The sequence below is a fragment of the Neobacillus niacini genome (assembly GCF_030817695.1).
GTDB lineage: Bacteria > Bacillota > Bacilli > Bacillales > Cytobacillaceae > Neobacillus > Neobacillus niacini_F.
Genome location: NZ_JAUSZQ010000002.1, coordinates 584,862 through 602,822, shown reverse-complemented (window position 1 = coordinate 602,822; position 17,961 = coordinate 584,862). Strand labels below are relative to the sequence as shown.

Genomic DNA, 17,961 nt, shown 5'->3' with positions numbered 1-17,961 from the left:
ATCTTTCTCCTATTTTTTCACTTGTTTAGCTGCTTCTTGAACACTCTTCATTACTTCTTCTGGTGTCATCGTACCACCTAACATCGCTTGAACACCGTCGCCATATGGTTTGAACACTCGGCTGTCTAAAGCACTATCCGCCCAAATTAACATATCTCCTGCTTCGATAATCATATCCATTGCCTTTACTTCTTGTTCACTTGCAGTATTTTCATTTACAGCACCTTGAACCGTACTTGCAAAACCGGTATCCTTGATTAACTTCTCACCATTTGCTTTTGAAGTTAAGAACTTCAAGAATTTCATTGCTTCTTCAGGATGCGCGGATTTCTTCGTTACCATAAATCCTTCAGGTGCACCGATGATACCTTCTTGGTCACCCTTTGCTCCCTCAATGGTCGGAACTTTGAAGGAACTCCATTCAAACGGAGCATCATCTAAGAAAGAAATTTCAAGCGTTTCTAAGAGGATTACTCCTGCTTTACCGCCAATGAATAAGTTTCTAGTTTCATCATGCGCCGACGCGTTTGGATTTTCATTTAAGTATGGTTTTAATTCGTTCAACTTCTCTAACGCTTCCACATAACCAGGGTCAGTAAACTCTGCACCTTGATAACTAAAATCTTTATCTAATACTTCACCAGGCACTGTTCTTTGGTTTAGTGCAGTTACATAGTGTGCAGCAGCCCAAGGAGATTTGTTACCTAGAATTAATGGAGTTGTACCACTTTTCTTTAGTGTTTCAAGTACTGTGATGAACTCATCCCAAGTCGTTGGAGCCTTAAGATTTAACTTGTCAAAAACCTCTTTGTTGTAGAAAAATAACTTACTGTCGGTAAAAAGTGGCACGCCGTACACTTTTCCATCCTTTTTGAAATGTTCCACTTGTGACTCAATTAACTGGCCAGACCACTCAGTATCAGCTGCATAATATTCTGATAGATCTAGCGCCACACCATCACGGATAAACTTCTCGCCATATTCTCCTACCCAGCTGAAGAAAATATCTGGGGGATTCTTACTGCCAAGAATAACATTCGCCTTTTGTTTGTAATCATCATTTAACGCTGTTACTTCTTCAACATGAATATCAGGATTCTGTTTTTCAAACTCTGCAATAACTTGTTTGTAATAAGACTTATACGGCTCATTCGGCCAACGATGGAAGAAAGTGATCGTTGTTTTTCCATCCTCTGATTTTGAATTAGAGCTCTTAGATGAACATCCTATTAATAATGACATCACTACTAAAATACTGATTGCTAGAGTAAACCATCGTTTCATAAACATACCCCCCAATATTTCTTCTGTTTTTGATAGAATACTATAAAGCGCTTACATGTTAATTTTGTCCCGATCAACCTCCAGACTATTTTTCAGGATGTCCTCTTAGATGTAATGTTGTATTATAATATGATATTACATTATATAACCTTTAACGTCAATATCAAAATTGGGGGAACTTTCAAACAATTTATAATACAGTACGGCATAAACTAGAATGCCCGACCTTCTTTTCATTATAGGTATTCTACAATAGTTCATTATTAGCCTAAGTTACCATAAATTCAGACAAAGTAACAGATGAAATATTATCTTTATAATAATTTTTCTTTTAAAAAATAAAAAACCCCCGCCAGTCCGTCGACCAGCAGGGGGGTGATTGATAAAATATTACCTAAATAAACGACCGTACCACCATCAAAATACTTAATGCCAATCCGATTAGGGCTAGAAGTGAAAACACCACTAATTCTTTCATTTCCCCTTTTCGTACTAGCTGTGGAATTTCACCTGCAAAAATCACCCCGAAAATGAGGATCATCAATAAAATCTTAAGCATTCTTCATTCCTCTTGTCATTTAATTAAACCGATTCTTCTTACAAAGGCTTTAGAATGGATGGCAACCTTTGTTTGGGCAAATTCGTTCTCCCAGTTCTCTTTATAATGTGTATTCCATTCCTTCGGATATTTCTTGTAGACTGATTGACCAAAGCCAAAAATGTCTGACCCATACTCCTTTTGTGCCTTTTCTACGACCATTTCAACTCTCTTGCTAATTTCCTCCTCAGCATATGTTTGAATCTCATTGATCACCTTTGTTTCATGGAGTTTTAAATTCGAGTCATTTTCGATTACACTCAATTCGGTAACCACCTCCACATCCAGTTTTAATTTCCCTTGTTTGAGTATGGGAACAATATTCGTTTCTCCTCTTACGATTTCCATACTAATGTTTCCTCCGCCTTTTTCCTCAGGAATTTTGATGGTGATCACACCAGTTTTGATTTCATTACGAAGCCACAATAGTCCTCGCGTTTCAACCTCATCCATCCAGCCAACTAGCTTATCCCCTTTAAACACAGCGATTCCATCTACAGCCTGAGTCTCATCTGATTTATTTTTTGTATTCACTTCTAATGGCTTTAAGGTAAACTGTGAAGCAAATGGCTCTATCCCCTCTGACAGAAGCATATTCAAAAAATCCCTGACATAAATTTTTAACCCCACACTCATTTTAGCTAGCTCTCTCGTTTCTTCCGCCGAGACACTTTCAAATTTCGGCATACTATTGAGGATTTTAGAGGCTTTGCCCTTCGTAAACATAATAAAACTATTGATTCGGGGCTCAGCGTACCTTGTATGGAAATCAACAATATGAAAAACTCCCTTTTTAGCTAAATCCTCGCCAATCAAAAGGACACGGCTTTGGGAAAAAAAGATCCGTCTAGACAGCTTTCCTTGAATATTACGGTATGCTTCCGATACTGTTGCACCCGTTTCTGAAATGACAATGGTGCTTTTCCCGCCGCTTTCGCCTGTGCCTCCCGTTACTAACTTTGCAGGAATAGCCACCTGAAGTGTTAATCGGAGTTGATCGTCATCGACAAGATCTAAGCCAATCGCAGTCACAATAGCAATATCATTAATTTCAACCCGGTTCCAACAACCTGTCAGTAAAACCAGTATCATTCCCGATATTAAAAGCATTCTCATCACTTTCATTAAGACCATCCTGTCCTGTATAAAAGGGCTTTTCTCGCATATATTGTTGTTAAAATCTTAAAGCCGATTTTAACGTGGAAATATCTATTTTGCGCTTTAGAATTTAGTTTGCTGGCTCTTTTCTTAATAAATTTTTGTTCCAAAAAGCAACAAAGTTTTAGAAAAGAGCCTTAAAAAACGAGCTAATATTTAGGCTTCCGGGAGCTTAACCGTTTCAAATTCCTTTTTCCTGTTTCATGTGGACGTTCATTTATTTTCCACCATGGAGCCCGAATAAATATATCTTTAAGATTATTAAAATGAAAGGGAGCGATTGGTGCCATATAGGGAACACCGAACGACCGAAGTTGGACCATATGAACTGATATAAAGAAAATCCCAAGAAGAATCCCATAAAACCCCAGCGTCGCTGCTAAAAAAATCATAAAAAAGCGAAGGAGGCGAATCGCTCCTGTTAAGGGGTAACTCGGAAACATAAACGACGCTATCCCTGTCGTTGCGACAACAATAACCAATGGAGCAGAGACAATTCCAGCCTCAACCGCTGCCTGCCCCACCACCAATGCACCAACAATACTGACAGTCGATCCAATCGGTCTCGGCAACCTCAGCCCTGCTTCACGCAATGCCTCAAAGGTTATTTCCATTAACAATGCTTCAACCACCGCTGGAAACGGCACCTTTTCCCTTGAGGCCGCGACACTAAATATCAGATTGGTTGGAAGTAATTCATGGTGAAAGGTGGTCACCGCAATATAAATAGAAGGAAACAATAAAGCAACAGCTAAAAATAAATAGCGGATAAACCGAATAAACGAAGTCATGATAAACCTTCCATAATAGTCCTCAGGAGAATTCATCATTTCAAAAAAAGTGACCGGAACAATAAGGGCAAATGGGCTGTTGTCTACCAAAATTCCGACTTTTCCTTCGAGAAGATTACCAACCACTCGATCCGGCCGTTCCGTCTGCAGCACCTGGGGGAACAGAGAAAAGGGCTCATCCTCAATAAATTCGACAATGTAGCCGCTATCCTCAATGGCGTCAATCTCAATTCGATTTAATCGGCTCCGAACTTCCTCTACAATCGAATGCTGGGCAATATCCTCAAGATAGGTAATCATCACTTCCGTTTGAGAAAGGCTTCCGAGCTTCATATATTCAAATTTTAGTTTCGTTGTTTTTAACCGTCTTCGAATCATACTTCCGTTTGTTCGGATATTTTCGGTAAAACCTTCCCTTGGGCCTAAGACGACTGCTTCCGACACTGGTTCATCAACCGAGCGCTGCTCCCATGACTGCTCGCTAATAAAAAGAGCGCTTTTCCAGCCATTCATGAGTAAAATCGTTCCACCTGCTAAAATTTGATCAATCACTTCTTGAAAGGTTACCCCTTGCCTTACTTGGGCTGAACTAAGAACCCCTTTTATATTATCTATGGTTATTTCAGCATGCCTCGGTAATTTCTCGTTAGCCTTTAATAACGGATGAATGACATGCAATTCCATTCTTTCTACATTGACTAACCCATCTAGGTATAAAATGTTTGCCGAGTAAGCAGCGTTGATTTTAATTTCCCGATAAGCAAAATCGGCTGCCCCTTCAAAAAGCTGTTTGATCCGTTGAAAATCTTCCTCAAGATTGCCCGTTAAACCCTCGTTGTTACCTTGCTCTTGAACGCTCTGCTCTTGCATATGAGGTTTATTTTTAGCACTCAATCTTTTCATCTGCCGAAAAATTTTCAATGGCAGCACCACCTAATCATAAATTGATCCTATCGTTGACCCGATTTTTTGCGAATAAAAGCAATGCACAAAAATAGAAGCGGCAGAATGATTTGCAAAAAAGTATGTACATATGGAACATAAAAGTTAAAGCCTAATTCAATATGTTCCACAAAACTAGATGCTGTTACTAGCGATAGCGGGGGAATGATGGACCCGAGTCCAAGGAGGGCCGACCGAATCTGTTTTAACCTGAGTAACTGAGAAATTCCAACCGCCGCGGCAAAAGTAAACGCCCCTACCTTAAAAAACACCCCCGCCACCATCATTAAAATGACAAGTGCATCAAAACGCTCGAGAAAATCCGCAACCGAAACCATTTGTGTGGCGGCTAGAAGAGAAAAAATATCCCTGCTGTAAATTTCTGGTCCTAAAACGGAAATCATCATAATCGAGTTAACCGTTAATAGCAGACCACCAACCAGAATGATTGACATTCCTATCCTTCTTGCAGCCTTTTTATCGCCCAAATAAGGGAATAACATCATGATGACAATCGTTTCTCCAAACGGGAAATTGATTGCAACAGGAATAGCTTCTTTCAATACTGGCTTTAATCCGTTTCCTAGTATAGGAGTAAGATTTCTCATATCAAATTGATCTACGCTAAAGAGTAGAATCCAAATAAGAATGAGAGAAAATATATAAATAGGAAACACGATTTCCGCCATTCGGGCAAATGTTTCTAGACCACCCCGCAAGCAATAAATCATCAGCACCATAAAACTGGCAATGACAACAAAAATAGGAGTTTCAGATAGAATTGTTGTCACAATAAGATGGCCTAATTCCCTGCTAGCTCTGGCCGCAGAATAGGTAAAATGGGAAATATAAAGCAAAATGACCGGATAAGAAAGATACTTCCCGAGAATCTTAGGAAGTATCTCAACCAATGAATCCCCTGGATAATAGACAGCTAATTGCGTAAAAACAGCCATTATGACTAAACTGCCTGACATACCAACTAATATAAAAATCCATGCATCCTGCTTTGTATCTAAGCCTAACCCTAATATAATTGCCGTCCCTAAGACATAACCGGCCATTAAATAAAAAAGTTGGAGTCCACTTATTTTTTCCGTATTCATCCGTATTCACCCTCAAGCAGGCTGACCTATAATTTGGTAAAAACCTTCCAACACTTACTATTTTCCATTAAGTGAAAAGTTATGCATAGGACACAAAAAAACCCCCGCCAGTCCGTCGACCAGCAAGGGTTTAATTCTAAACTATTATTGTTTTCCGGTAACCTGTAGACGGTTGATGGCACGCTGCAGGGCTAGTTCAGCACGACGGAAGTCAATGTCTTCCGCTTTCTGATCTTGCATACGCTGCTCGGCACGTTCTTTTGCTTTTAGTGCACGTTCCACGTCGATATCCTCTGCCTTTTCAGCGGCTTGAGCTAGGATTGTTACTTGGTCAGGGCGGACTTCTAAAAAGCCGCCGCTCACTGCAACAAGATCCTCTTCTTTGCTGTCAGCCTTTAAGAGGCGTACAACGCCAATTTCAAGAGGAGCAACCATTGGAATATGTCCAGCTAAAATACCTAATTCACCACTTTGAGCCTTGGCAATAACCATTTCCACCTCTGACTCATACACCGGGCCATCGGGAGTAACAACACTGACTTTAATCGTCTCCATTTTTTACCCTCCTGGTCGGTATTAGGCCTCTACACCCATACGTTTTGCATTTTCCACTACGTCCTCAATACGGCCGACTAAGCGGAATGCATCTTCTGGAAGGTGGTCATACTTACCTTCAAGGACTTCTTTGAAACCACGAACCGTTTCTTTTACAGGTACATAAGATCCTGGCTGTCCAGTAAACTGTTCAGCAACGTGGAAGTTCTGTGATAAGAAGTTTTGGATACGACGCGCACGAAGTACTACTAACTTATCATCATCAGAAAGCTCATCCATACCTAGGATCGCAATGATATCCTGTAATTCACGGTAACGTTGTAATGTTGACTGTACTTGACGAGCAACATTATAGTGCTCTTCACCAACGATTTCAGGTGACAATGCACGAGAAGTTGATGCAAGTGGATCCACCGCAGGGTAGATACCCATCTCAGAAAGCTTACGCTCAAGGTTTGTTGTTGCATCTAAGTGAGCGAAAGTTGTAGCAGGAGCCGGATCCGTATAGTCATCGGCAGGTACATAAATCGCTTGGATCGATGTAACAGAACCTTTATTTGTAGAAGTAATACGCTCTTGTAATTTACCCATCTCAGTAGCAAGCGTTGGCTGGTAACCTACGGCAGAAGGCATACGGCCTAATAGCGCAGAAACCTCAGAACCTGCTTGCGTGAAACGGAAGATGTTATCCATGAAGAAAAGAACGTCCTGTCCTTGCTCATCACGGAAATATTCAGCCATTGTCAAACCAGTCAGTGCAACACGCATACGTGCTCCTGGCGGCTCGTTCATCTGTCCGAATACCATCGCTGTTTGCTTGATAACGCCTGAATCCGTCATTTCATGATAAAGGTCATTACCTTCACGTGTACGCTCACCAACACCAGCGAATACCGAAATACCGCTGTGCTCTTGCGCGATGTTATTGATCAATTCCTGGATTAATACCGTTTTACCTACCCCGGCACCACCGAATAGACCAATCTTACCACCCTTAATATAAGGAGCAAGTAAGTCTACTACTTTAATACCCGTTTCAAGAATTTCTACTTCAGTAGAAAGATTTTCAAACGTTGGAGCTTCGCGGTGAATCGAATCATGGCGCTCACTCGCTGGAATATCCTCTTTAAGGTCAATTGCTTCACCTAATACGTTAAATACACGGCCAAGTGTTACGTTCCCAACCGGTACAGAAATTGGAGCTCCTGAATCAATAACTTCCATTCCACGCATTACACCATCAGTGGAAGCCATTGCAATTGTACGAACCGTATCATCACCTAAATGAAGGGCTACTTCAAGAGTTAAGTGGATGTCAACTTCAGACTGACTTTGCGCTTTATAATCGATTTTTAAAGCATTATAAATCTCAGGAAGTTGGCCGTTTTCAAACTTAACGTCGATAACCGGACCCAAAATCTGAAGAACGCGTCCTTTATTCATCATTTTCCCTCCTATCTTACTTCTTCACAAAAGCCCTTTCTTTTAAAAAGGAACCTAGTGAAATCACACATACTAGTTATAGTCCTCAAATGAGCGCGGGAACGACGAATTCATTCCCTCAGCCAGGACTTATCAAGGCCCCTAAATGGGGTTCATTTTAAAAAATATAGATTGTCCAGCTTCAGCGCCCCTGAGCAAGGCGCTTCCGCTTTTCGTTCTACTCTAATGCCGCTGCTCCACCGACGATTTCGGCAATTTCTTGTGTAATCGCTGCTTGACGAGCACGGTTGTAGATAAGTGAGTAGTTTTTGATCATTTCTTTCGCATTATCAGTAGCATTTCTCATCGCCGTCATTCGGGCTGCATGCTCACTCGCTTTACTGTCTAAAAGAGCACCGTAAATTAAGCTCTCAGCATATTGAGGCAGGAGAACGTCTAAAATTTCTTCTGCAGATGGCTCAAATTCATAAGACGTTAGTTCTGAAGAAGTCGAAAGATCCGTTAGTGGGAGCAGCTTCTTCTCAGTAACTTCTTGAGTAATGGCACTTTTATAATGAGTGTAATATAAGTAAAGTTCATCGAAGGTTCCATCGGAGAACATACCTACCGTACTACTGGTAATGTCTTTCACGCTTTCGAAGCTCGGTTGATCGGAAAGCCCAATAATTTCGAGGTCGACATTGATGCCACGTTTCGCAAAAAAGTCACGGGCCACACGACCGATCGCAATAATCGAGTATTCGTCCTTCGATTTGTGGCGACTTTGGATTGTTTGGAACACACGACGGATCACGTTACTGTTAAACGCACCAGCTAGACCACGGTCGGATGTCATAACAATATAACCAGTTTTCTTGACAGGTCTAGATTCAAGCATTGGATGATTAACATCGTTACTGCCCATTGCGACAGCAACCGTAACTTCCTGGATTTTCTCCATATAAGGAACAAATGCTTTTGCATTCATAACTCCACGGTTCCATTTCGCAGCAGAAGTCATCTCCATTGCCTTCGTAATCTGACTCATCTTTTTTGTCGAATTAATACTATTTTTTATATCGCGTAATGATGCCATAGGTTCTCACCACCCTCTTACAAAGATTGTGTTAGTTAGGCTGCGGTGGTGGTAAAAGGGTGACAGGCACGCTTTTGTAGTGCCTGTTTCCCTTTTACCAACCACCTCCGCCATCAATTATTGTCAGACCCTACTTATTCGGAAACTGCGAACGTCTTTTTGAAGGCGTTAAGTGCAGCCGCCATATCGTCATCAGAAGGAAGATCCTTCGTTTTTGTAATATGGTCTAACAAGTCTTTGCGATTGTGGTCTAACCAATTAAGGAATTCTGATTCAAAACGACGGATATCTTCTAATGGAATATCATCAAGGAATCCGCGTGTTAATGCATAAAGGATTGCTACTTGCTTTTCAACAGAAAGCGGCTTGTGAAGGTCTTGTTTAAGAACCTCAACGGTGCGGGCACCGCGGTTAAGCTTCGCTTGTGTAGCTTTATCTAAGTCAGAACCGAACTGTGCAAATGCTTCTAGCTCACGGTATGAAGCAAGGTCAAGACGCAGTGTACCTGCTACCTTCTTCATCGCCTTGATTTGCGCTGATCCACCTACACGTGATACGGAAAGACCTGCGTTGATCGCTGGACGAACACCTGAGAAGAAAAGGTCGGATTGTAAGAAAATTTGTCCATCTGTGATGGAGATAACGTTTGTTGGGATATAAGCAGAAACGTCACCTGCTTGTGTTTCGATAAATGGCAATGCAGTGATCGAACCAGCACCTAGTGTGTCGTTCAATTTCGCTGCACGCTCAAGTAGACGGCTGTGCAAGTAGAATACATCCCCTGGATATGCTTCACGACCTGGAGGACGGCGAAGTAATAGGGAAAGCTCACGGTATGCAGCCGCTTGTTTTGATAAATCATCATATACGATTAGGACGTGCTTGCCGTCATACATGAATTCTTCAGCCATTGCAACCCCAGCATAAGGAGCTAAGAATAACAATGGAGCTGGTTGTGAAGCAGATGCAGTAACAACGATTGAGTACTCTAACGCACCATGCTTACGAAGGGTTTCAACGGCACCACGTACAGTTGATTCCTTTTGACCGATTGCAACGTAGATACAGATCATGTTTTGACCTTTTTGGTTCAAGATTGTATCGATTGCAACAGATGTTTTACCTGTTTGACGGTCTCCGATGATTAACTCACGCTGACCGCGGCCAATTGGCACAAGTGCGTCAATCGCTTTAATACCTGTTTGTAATGGCTCATGAACGGATTTACGAGCCATAACGCCTGAAGCTACTGCTTCAATCGGGCGAGTTTTTGTTGTATTGATTGGACCCATACCATCAACTGGTTGTCCTAAAGAGTTAACAACACGACCAATTAGTTCCTCACCTACTGGAACCTCCATGATGCGTCCTGTACGACGAACCTCGTCACCTTCTTTAATGTCAGTGAAAGGTCCAAGAATGATAATACCAACGTTATTAGCCTCAAGGTTTTGAGCCATACCCATAACGCCGTTTGAAAATTCAACAAGTTCTCCAGCCATGACATTGTCGAGGCCATGAACACGTGCGATACCGTCACCTACGGAGATAACTGTACCTACATCACTCACTTGAATTTCAGCCTGATAGTTTTCGATTTGCTGTTTTATCAGGGCACTAATTTCTTCAGCTTTGATGCTCATGAGTTTCACCCCTATCTACGAATCTTAGCTTAACAATTTACGTTCTAAACGGTCTAGCTTTCCGCGCAAAGAGCCGTCGTATATACGGTTTCCGATTCGGAGCTTAACGCCGCCGAGCAGTTCGGAATCCACGATATTTTCTATTCTTAATGATTTCTTGCCAACTTTCGCTGCAAATGTTGTAGAGATTGCTTCACGTTCTGCTTCTGTAAGCTCACGCGTGCTGAAGACTTCAGCTTCCGCAACTCCCTTTTCATCATTTGCCAGCTCAAAGAATTGGTTTGCTACTTCAACGATCTCGTCCTCGCGGTGGCGATCGATCAAGATCAATAGTGTATTCAGTACATATGGATTAACGTTCGAAAAAGCACCTCTTACAATCTCTTTTTTCTTATCAAGTGTAAGTTTTAAAGACTTTAAAACGGCTTTTAAATCGTTGTTGTAAACCATTACTTCCTTTACTACACGAAGTTCTTCTTCTACTACTTCAAGAAGCTGCTGTTCTTTCGCGATTTGAAAAAGAGCCAACGCGTAGCGTTTTGCTACCATGGAGTTGCTCATCGCTTTTCTCCTGCCTCTTGAATATATTCGTTAATCAGTTTATCTTGGTCTGCTGCAGTTAACTCTTTTTCAATTACTTTAGAAGCAATTAATACAGACAAGGAAGCAACTTGTTCACGAATAGCGGCAACCGCTTTTTCTTTCTGCTGCTCAATTTCAAGCTTAGCAGATTCTTTCATGCGTTCTGCTTCAGTACGCGCTACAGCAATGATTTCTTCACGCTGAATGTCGCCTTGCTTTTTCGCATTTTCAATTAAAACTTGTGCTTCTGAACGAGCTTCTTTTAAAAGAGAACGTTGCTCTTCTAATAGTTTCTTTGCTTCAACGCGACTTTGTTCCGCCGCTGAAATTTCTCCAGCAACATGCTCTTCACGCTGTTTCATAATGCCCATTAAAGGACCCCAAGCAAATTTCTTCAGCAATGCCATTAAGATGACAAACATAACAAGCTGGAAAATAATATCTCCCCAGTTTACACCGGAATGGGCTGCTGCTGCTCCTAATACAAAACTATTTGTTAACACCCGCGATTCACTCCTTTCAAGGTCTTTCCTTAAAACAACCTATATATCAGTCGAAATAATTGTCGAAATCAATCGTTAATGTTCATAAATAAACATAAACGAATGGCGAAGGTTCTCACGAATGATCTTCGCCATTTATATGAACACGGAAGTGCTCGATTATTGACCTTGAACCATGAACGCGATAACAACCGCGATGATAGGAATCGCCTCAACTAACGCAACCCCGATGAACATTGTAGTTTGAAGCATACCACGAGCTTGTGGCTGACGAGCCATACCTTCTACTGTTTTTGATACGATAAGACCGTTACCAATACCAGCACCTAGTGCTGCTAAACCAATTGCGATTGCTGCTGCTAAAAGACCCATTTGAAAATTTCCTCCTTTAAATGTATAAAAAAATGAATTCTTATTTTTTGTTCTTATTTTTTAAGAACGGTTTATCTTAATGGTCGCTGCTCACTTTATGAGCTAAGTACACCATTGTTAACATACAGAAAATAAATGATTGGATGGCGCCGACAAAGACTGAGAAGCCTTGCCATACCAGCATTGGGAGTGCAGCGGCGATTGTTCCGCCCACACCGGTTGCTAAACCAGCTGCGAGTAAGCTTAATAAAATTTCTCCCGCATAAATGTTTCCGTAAAGACGGAGACCGAGAGTCAGAGTATTCGCAAACTCTTCAATAATTTTGATTGGGAACATGAACCAGAATGGTTTAAAGAATTCCCTGCCATATGCTCCGGCACCTTTCATCTTGACGCCATAGAAGTGAGATAATCCCACGATCAATGTGGCTAACGTCAATGTTACAGCCGGATCTGCTGTTGGTGATTTCCACCAAAGTGTTCCGTCCACAACGACTGAGAATGGAAGTCCCAGCATATTCGAAATAAAGATATACATGATGATGGTGATTCCGAGAATATGAAATCGTCCGCCATCTTTCCAATCCATCGTACTGTTTATAATGTTTTTAACAAAATCCATAACCCATTCCATGAAGTTTTGCATTCCGGTTGGTTTCATGGCCAGTCTACGAGTGGATAGGACGGCTAACAAAAAGACAATTGCACTTGCTATGGTAATCATCAAAATGTTTGCCAAGTTAAATTGGAGCCCAAGAAACGTAACTATTGGAGCTTCGTGATGCAACAGTATTCACCTCGCTTCCCCCGCTATTTATCTGAAAATAAATTTGTGGATAAAAAAATCTATCATAATGACAATGTAGGATGTCATTAATCCTATAACCACACTAATGAGATGTAATTGCTCGGGATATCTCATTGTGATGACAATCGCTAAAGCTGCGCTTGCCAATCGTGAAAAAGATCCAAGTGAACGCACAGTTCTTCCTTCAGCCGCCGCTTGTCCAAATTTGTCGATTTTTCGAGCCATCAACCACAAATTAAAGAGGCTCAAACTTGTCCCAAGAATCAATCCTAGAAAGATTGATTGCTGCGCAGTGAACCCCCAACCAAGCACATAAAAAGACAATAAAAAAAACATCCACTTTCGCTGTCGGGCAAACATTGTTTGAAATTCTGGCATGGTTGGTTTAATCTCCTGAATAGAACTTGCGAATGGAAATGAGCATTGAGTAAATACCGGCCGCTAAACCTATAAACAGTCCAATTATTAAGAAAATTGGTTCTGTGCCCCACTGCTTATCGAGCCATCTGCCTGCAAAAATACCGATTAGAATCGATCCAGCCAGAGACGCCAGAATAGCTGACATTAGGGCATAAGCTTTTAATGGATTGCGGTTTTCATTACGCATACTTATCGCATCCTCACCTTAAGAGAATACATCAAAAAACGAGGTTTATGTACGTGTAAAAATATGTAGAATTTTCGAGAATTTTGCAGAATTACGTGAAAACCCTCTCATTTTACATCCTTTGTTAGCATACATCAGCCATTTTCCAATGTCAATGGATTTACGTGAATTAATCCACAAACTATTCTGAGTAATTCCTTCCATTTCGAGGTTTTTGTTAACACTATAATTGTAGTGTAATCACCCTGTATTTTAGCGGTGTAAATGTGTCAATTTTGTGAACAAATTTGACAAAGAGTGGGTAAATATGTCCCACTCTTATCGGACTACCTCTCCAATAACAAGCATCGTTTCAATAAAGTCTTCCTTCCCAGCCTTTTTGGCAAAGACCTTTGCAAGATAAACTCCATCAGGAGGAAGATTATCTTCTGATATCACCTTGCTGACCAATCCCTTCTTAACATTCTGATTGGTGTCTAGAAAGCCAACAAATCGGAAATCATCGGGATTGAAAAGGGCTATACCAAATTCCTCGGCACCGCCTGGCAGGTATACCTCATACCGATAAGTCCCCTGCTGGTCGCCATCCTTAAAGTCAAATCCCATTACTCTCGGATAATTTGGTTCTTCAAGAACATAAATATAGGGAATTTGAATTGGATTGGCCCCGGCATGGATGGTAAGATATCCATCATGTATTTTCCCTTTCAGTTCGACAGGATTCACCTCTAATTCAAGCTTTACATCCCGTGACCCGCCAGGCTGAAGTGTAAAAGCAAGCGGAAATCGCCAGTTCAAACCGTCTGCCTGCTTGGGTATGTCAAACGTATAGCGCACAGGTACATCACTTAAGTTCTCAACATGTAAAAAGGCTTTATGATTGTCCCCTTCACTTTCAAACTTTCCAAATCGGAGTGAACTTGGACTGACTAGTGATGTAGCTTTGACTGCTTCATTTACCTGAATTCTCCCTGCCCCCTGTTCATACGTCCGATATGGTTTACCGTTTTTTTCTAACGGTTTAGCTGTATTCATTAAGGCAGCCTTAATTTGGTCCGGTGTCCATTCTGGATGTGCCTGCTTAATCAGTGCACATGCCCCCGCCACATGCGGCGCGGCCATACTTGTGCCCTGCAGAGAAAGATAGCCGCCAGGAATAGTCGAGTTAATCGCGACACCAGGTGCGACAATATCAGGCTTTACTTCCCACGTGTCTGTTACCGGGCCCCTCGAACTAAAGTCAGCAAGCAAATCCTTCTCTTGGGTGACCTCGACTCTCGCTAACGAATTCGTTTTACTTTTTAAAAGTTCCCCATCCTTCTTTGTGATTGAACCGACCGGGAGATCCATCGGCACCTCTAGATTTCCCATAAAGCCGCCGCTTAAGTTATTGTAGATAATGACTGCTTTGGCTCCGGCCTCACGCGCATTCTTCGCCTTCTCGGTAAATGTTATTTTCCCTCGTTTAATAAGAACAACTTTTCCCATAACATCTTTTAATTCTGCTGCTGTTCCAAGACCGCCATCAACGATTGGATAGGAACGGTCAAGCCCCCAATTAGCAGATCCCTCCAGTGGTTGAATCCGTAATTTATTCCGCATTCCTTCTATTAAAAGATAGGGGACATCAATCGTGGGAGTGGAAGCGCCAACTGAAATTGCCTTTGAGGCTGTTCCAGGCGATCCCACTGTCCAAACATTCGGTCCAGAATTCCCCGAGGCTGCAATCGCAACAATTCCTTTATCGACAGCTCTGTTCAACGCCAGACTGATTGGCAGGTCTGGACCGTTGATATCATTTCCAAGCGAGAGGTTCATAATATCGACTTTATCCTTGATTGCCTGCTCGATCGCAGCTAACACGTTCTCGGTTGTGCCCCCGCCGCCAGGGCCAAGTGCACGGTAAGCCAGAATTTTTAGCTTCCGGTGCCACCCCCTTTAATTTTCCGTTTGCCGCTATAATTCCGGCAACATGAGTGCCATGAACGGTTGCTCTTCCTATTGTTTTCGTCTCCATCGGATCGGCATCGTTATCAACGAGATCACGTCCGCCAGCAAAATTTCTTCTGAGGTCAGGATGCGTATAATCCACACCAGTATCAATAACAGCTACGGTTACACCTTTACCCGTCAAGCGGTGATTATTTTTATCATAAAGGCTGCGAACATCTTCACCTCCAATAATCTTAACCCCTTCCTCGACCTGTGCCTTATACTGATTCACCGGAGAAACACTAATGATTTGCTTGCTATTTTGTTGCGCTAATTTCTCAATCGATTCCGGATTCCCCTCTACCGAAAAACCATAAATCGCTTCTTGAAAAACATGCCGAAGATGGATGTCTTTATAGGGTTTGATGAGTTGCTGAATATCCTGAGGGGTTTGCGGATGATCAAGAACCACAATCGCAACCCGTTTCTTTTGGCATCGGTGGTGTCTCTAGTGAACGAGCAGAAGTCGTCGTTTGGAGGGAAAAAATAAGTACAAATAAAAGTGTCCATTTTTTCATGTAAAAAATTCCCCTTTTTTCATATCGTTTTCATTTAAGGGGCAAAGTATGCAGTTTTTTGGGAGAAAGTATCTGGTGCCGCGTTTTGTGCCTATTGAGGGGAAATTTAACGAGAGAAGCAAATTTCTTGCTTTAACCGGATCTATTTGAAGAAATTTAGCAAGCTGTTTCCTAGTGATCGTCTGATTTAAAATTAGAAAATAATCCTTTATAGCTAACAGATGTGCCATCTTCGAAGTGAAATTACAAACCTCGCACCGCCAACTGGCTGATATGTACTTCATATTAAATGTACTGCAATTCGTACACTGAACGCCTGGCTTTATGTCAGATTGGGAAAGATTATATTTTTGGAGGACATCAGGAATGTCGATATGGTGCTCTTTCAGGAGGGTATCGGTTAGTTGGGTTAAAACTTTTTTGGTTATTCGAGGCTTCGTATATTTTATTTCTAACTCCCTTATTTTATCAATCAATGATTCAGCATAAATCAATTTTTGAAAGATATGTAAGTTATCCGGGGTTGTTTCTATAATCGTAGAAGTTTTACTGATAACGACTAGGCGCTCCACCGGTATCCCCTTAAATTCGTGATACTTTAACCAATTATTAAATTGGAGATGGTGCCGTTTGACCTGTTGAATTGGGTTATCCATACCTTCTTCCAGGTTATTTAATTCTCTAATCATCAGGTCTGAACCCTTTTTAAACTTTAATTTACCTGATATATTCTTCACCTCAATAATTAGAGCAAATTTTGCTGATAACAGCAGTAAATCCATTTGAAATGACGTTTTATCCTTCAATCGCAAACCATGAAATATGTAGTACTCATCTTCCGGTAAAAATGATAGATGGTAACCTACATTCAGTTCTCCATAATACCCTTTCAGCCACAAACGTAAATCTTTTTCAACAATTGGTCTTACTGGGTGCCCTTTTGGCATCCTTTTCAACAAGGCTATACATTGTTCCGCCTGAACCGGAACCATTAGATCTAATTTTATCACTTATTGTCACCTCTTTTGGAATTTACTGTCTAGATTCTAGAAAGATTGTCGAATTCCTTCGAGGATTATTAGAAGAAATGGTGAACATTTATGGGGGCTTTGAGTTTTGTACATTTTTCATGAGGTTTTGTACATTTTTCATGAGGTTTTGTACATTTTTTGGGGGCTTTTGTACATTTTTCAGACCCTTTTGTACATTTAGACATTATCTGGAAAAAACACAAAAAAAGCTAAGCAAACTAATGTCTACTCAGCCAAAAAAAATATTATTTCGTCCCAAACAACCGATCCCCAGCGTCACCTAATCCCGGTACGATATAGCCATGATCGTTCAACTTCTCATCTAACGCAGCAATATAAATATCAACATCAGGGTGTGCTGCCTTAACAGCTTCCACGCCTTCTGGTGCCGCGATCAAGCACATAAATTTGATATGCTTAGCGCCGCGCTTTTTCAAGCTTTCGATTGCCACATTGGCGGAACCGCCTGTTGCGAGCATTGGGTCTACGACGATGAATTCACGCTCTTCCACGTCACTTGGCAGTTTAATGTAGTATTCCACAGGCATTAATGTTTCTGGGTCGCGATATAACCCGACATGTCCTACTTTCGCAGCAGGAATTAACTTCAAGATTCCATCAACCATACCGATTCCTGCGCGCAGAATTGGTACAATTCCTATTTTCTTTCCAGACAATACCTTAGATTTAGCTGGGCAGACTGGCGTTTCAATTTCGATATCTTCAAGCGACATATCTCTTGTGATTTCAAATGCCATGAGTGTTGCGACTTCGTCTACCAATTCACGGAATTCTTTTGTCCCTGTATTTTTATCACGAATGTATGTAAGTTTGTGCTGAATAAGTGGATGGTCGAAGACGTATACCTTTGCCACAATGATCGCCCCTTTTATTAAATTTAACTCCGTCTCATTTTACAGAAAAACGATGTAAGTAGCAACTCAAGACCAAAA

Annotated in this window: 19 protein-coding genes; all 19 read right to left on the bottom strand. The window is 41.4% G+C overall.

Annotation, left to right across the window (positions count from 1 at the left end):
• Window positions 1-9: 9 nt before the first annotated feature.
• The 19 genes from QFZ28_RS03250 to upp all read right to left on the bottom strand — a co-directional run bounded on the left by QFZ28_RS03250 (window position 10) and on the right by upp (window position 17,883).
• A complete protein-coding gene (locus QFZ28_RS03250; RefSeq protein WP_307193318.1) occupies window positions 10-1,284 on the bottom strand; it encodes an ABC transporter substrate-binding protein in 1,275 nt (424 codons plus the stop codon).
• A 394-nt stretch (window positions 1,285-1,678) separates the two neighbouring features.
• Window positions 1,679-1,843: a hypothetical protein gene (locus QFZ28_RS03245; protein ID WP_307193317.1), complete on the bottom strand. Its 165-nt coding sequence runs from the start codon at window positions 1,841-1,843 to the stop codon at window positions 1,679-1,681.
• A 15-nt stretch (window positions 1,844-1,858) separates the two neighbouring features.
• Window positions 1,859-3,007 carry a Ger(x)C family spore germination protein gene (locus QFZ28_RS03240; RefSeq protein WP_307193316.1) on the bottom strand — a complete coding sequence of 383 codons (1,149 nt, stop codon included), beginning with the start codon at window positions 3,005-3,007 and terminating at the stop codon, window positions 1,859-1,861.
• 182 nt (window positions 3,008-3,189) lie between these two features.
• Complete coding sequence (locus QFZ28_RS03235; protein WP_307193315.1) at window positions 3,190-4,752, bottom strand: spore germination protein; 1,563 nt, start codon at window positions 4,750-4,752, stop codon at window positions 3,190-3,192.
• Between the two features lie 29 nt (window positions 4,753-4,781).
• Complete coding sequence (locus QFZ28_RS03230) at window positions 4,782-5,879, bottom strand: GerAB/ArcD/ProY family transporter (RefSeq protein WP_307193314.1); 1,098 nt, start codon at window positions 5,877-5,879, stop codon at window positions 4,782-4,784.
• 144 nt (window positions 5,880-6,023) lie between these two features.
• Complete coding sequence (locus QFZ28_RS03225) at window positions 6,024-6,434, bottom strand: F0F1 ATP synthase subunit epsilon (protein ID WP_307193313.1); 411 nt, start codon at window positions 6,432-6,434, stop codon at window positions 6,024-6,026.
• Between the two features lie 21 nt (window positions 6,435-6,455).
• Window positions 6,456-7,877, bottom strand: coding sequence for a F0F1 ATP synthase subunit beta (atpD, locus tag QFZ28_RS03220; RefSeq protein WP_307193312.1), 1,422 nt, complete (start codon window positions 7,875-7,877; stop codon window positions 6,456-6,458).
• 217 nt (window positions 7,878-8,094) lie between these two features.
• Window positions 8,095-8,952, bottom strand: coding sequence for an ATP synthase F1 subunit gamma (gene atpG, locus QFZ28_RS03215; RefSeq protein ID WP_307193311.1), 858 nt, complete (start codon window positions 8,950-8,952; stop codon window positions 8,095-8,097).
• A gap of 134 nt (window positions 8,953-9,086) precedes the next feature.
• Window positions 9,087-10,595 carry a F0F1 ATP synthase subunit alpha gene (gene atpA, locus QFZ28_RS03210; RefSeq protein WP_307193310.1) on the bottom strand — a complete coding sequence of 503 codons (1,509 nt, stop codon included), beginning with the start codon at window positions 10,593-10,595 and terminating at the stop codon, window positions 9,087-9,089.
• 24 nt (window positions 10,596-10,619) lie between these two features.
• Entirely contained in the window at window positions 10,620-11,156 is a 537-nt protein-coding gene (locus QFZ28_RS03205) for a F0F1 ATP synthase subunit delta (protein WP_307193309.1), read from the bottom strand.
• Entirely contained in the window at window positions 11,153-11,680 is a 528-nt protein-coding gene (locus QFZ28_RS03200) for a F0F1 ATP synthase subunit B (protein ID WP_307193308.1), read from the bottom strand. The genes QFZ28_RS03205 and QFZ28_RS03200 overlap by 4 nt, the downstream gene beginning before the upstream one ends.
• Window positions 11,681-11,839: 159 nt before the next feature.
• A complete protein-coding gene (gene atpE, locus QFZ28_RS03195) occupies window positions 11,840-12,052 on the bottom strand; it encodes a F0F1 ATP synthase subunit C (protein WP_283862747.1) in 213 nt (70 codons plus the stop codon).
• Window positions 12,053-12,128: 76 nt separating this feature from the next.
• Window positions 12,129-12,839, bottom strand: coding sequence for a F0F1 ATP synthase subunit A (gene atpB, locus QFZ28_RS03190; RefSeq protein WP_307193307.1), 711 nt, complete (start codon window positions 12,837-12,839; stop codon window positions 12,129-12,131).
• A gap of 27 nt (window positions 12,840-12,866) precedes the next feature.
• Window positions 12,867-13,238, bottom strand: coding sequence for an ATP synthase subunit I (locus QFZ28_RS03185; RefSeq protein WP_307193306.1), 372 nt, complete (start codon window positions 13,236-13,238; stop codon window positions 12,867-12,869).
• 7 nt (window positions 13,239-13,245) lie between these two features.
• Window positions 13,246-13,467, bottom strand: coding sequence for an AtpZ/AtpI family protein (locus tag QFZ28_RS03180; RefSeq protein ID WP_307193305.1), 222 nt, complete (start codon window positions 13,465-13,467; stop codon window positions 13,246-13,248).
• A 318-nt stretch (window positions 13,468-13,785) separates the two neighbouring features.
• The gene (locus QFZ28_RS03175; RefSeq protein ID WP_307193304.1) at window positions 13,786-15,330 is read right to left on the bottom strand and encodes a S8 family serine peptidase; all 1,545 of its coding nucleotides are present in this window, start codon (window positions 15,328-15,330) and stop codon (window positions 13,786-13,788) included.
• Window positions 15,296-15,871: a S8 family serine peptidase gene (locus tag QFZ28_RS03170; RefSeq protein ID WP_307193303.1), complete on the bottom strand. Its 576-nt coding sequence runs from the start codon at window positions 15,869-15,871 to the stop codon at window positions 15,296-15,298. Before QFZ28_RS03170 ends, QFZ28_RS03175 begins: the two co-directional genes overlap by 35 nt.
• A gap of 102 nt (window positions 15,872-15,973) precedes the next feature.
• Window positions 15,974-16,987: a nuclease-related domain-containing protein gene (locus tag QFZ28_RS03165; RefSeq protein ID WP_307193302.1), complete on the bottom strand. Its 1,014-nt coding sequence runs from the start codon at window positions 16,985-16,987 to the stop codon at window positions 15,974-15,976.
• A 266-nt stretch (window positions 16,988-17,253) separates the two neighbouring features.
• Window positions 17,254-17,883, bottom strand: a complete 630-nt coding sequence (upp, locus tag QFZ28_RS03160) for a uracil phosphoribosyltransferase (protein WP_306074485.1) — start codon at window positions 17,881-17,883, stop codon at window positions 17,254-17,256.
• Between the last annotated feature and the right edge of the window lie 78 nt (window positions 17,884-17,961).

Bases quoted from the DNA above. Each gene is read 5' to 3' on its own strand.
- QFZ28_RS03205 (WP_307193309.1), bottom strand. From the start codon at position 11,156: ATGAGCAACTCCATGGTAGCAAAACGCTACGCGTTGGCTCTTTTTCAA.
- QFZ28_RS03250 (WP_307193318.1), bottom strand. From the start codon at position 1,284: ATGAAACGATGGTTTACTCTAGCAATCAGTATTTTAGTAGTGATGTCA.
- atpD (WP_307193312.1), bottom strand. From the start codon at position 7,877: ATGAATAAAGGACGCGTTCTTCAGATTTTGGGTCCGGTTATCGACGTT.
- QFZ28_RS03245 (WP_307193317.1), bottom strand. From the start codon at position 1,843: ATGCTTAAGATTTTATTGATGATCCTCATTTTCGGGGTGATTTTTGCA.
- QFZ28_RS03180 (WP_307193305.1), bottom strand. From the start codon at position 13,467: ATGCGTAATGAAAACCGCAATCCATTAAAAGCTTATGCCCTAATGTCA.
- atpA (WP_307193310.1), bottom strand. From the start codon at position 10,595: ATGAGCATCAAAGCTGAAGAAATTAGTGCCCTGATAAAACAGCAAATC.
- atpG (WP_307193311.1), bottom strand. From the start codon at position 8,952: ATGGCATCATTACGCGATATAAAAAATAGTATTAATTCGACAAAAAAG.
- QFZ28_RS03185 (WP_307193306.1), bottom strand. From the start codon at position 13,238: ATGCCAGAATTTCAAACAATGTTTGCCCGACAGCGAAAGTGGATGTTT.
- QFZ28_RS03230 (WP_307193314.1), bottom strand. From the start codon at position 5,879: ATGAATACGGAAAAAATAAGTGGACTCCAACTTTTTTATTTAATGGCC.
- atpE (WP_283862747.1), bottom strand. From the start codon at position 12,052: ATGGGTCTTTTAGCAGCAGCAATCGCAATTGGTTTAGCAGCACTAGGT.
- QFZ28_RS03225 (WP_307193313.1), bottom strand. From the start codon at position 6,434: ATGGAGACGATTAAAGTCAGTGTTGTTACTCCCGATGGCCCGGTGTAT.
- QFZ28_RS03240 (WP_307193316.1), bottom strand. From the start codon at position 3,007: ATGAAAGTGATGAGAATGCTTTTAATATCGGGAATGATACTGGTTTTA.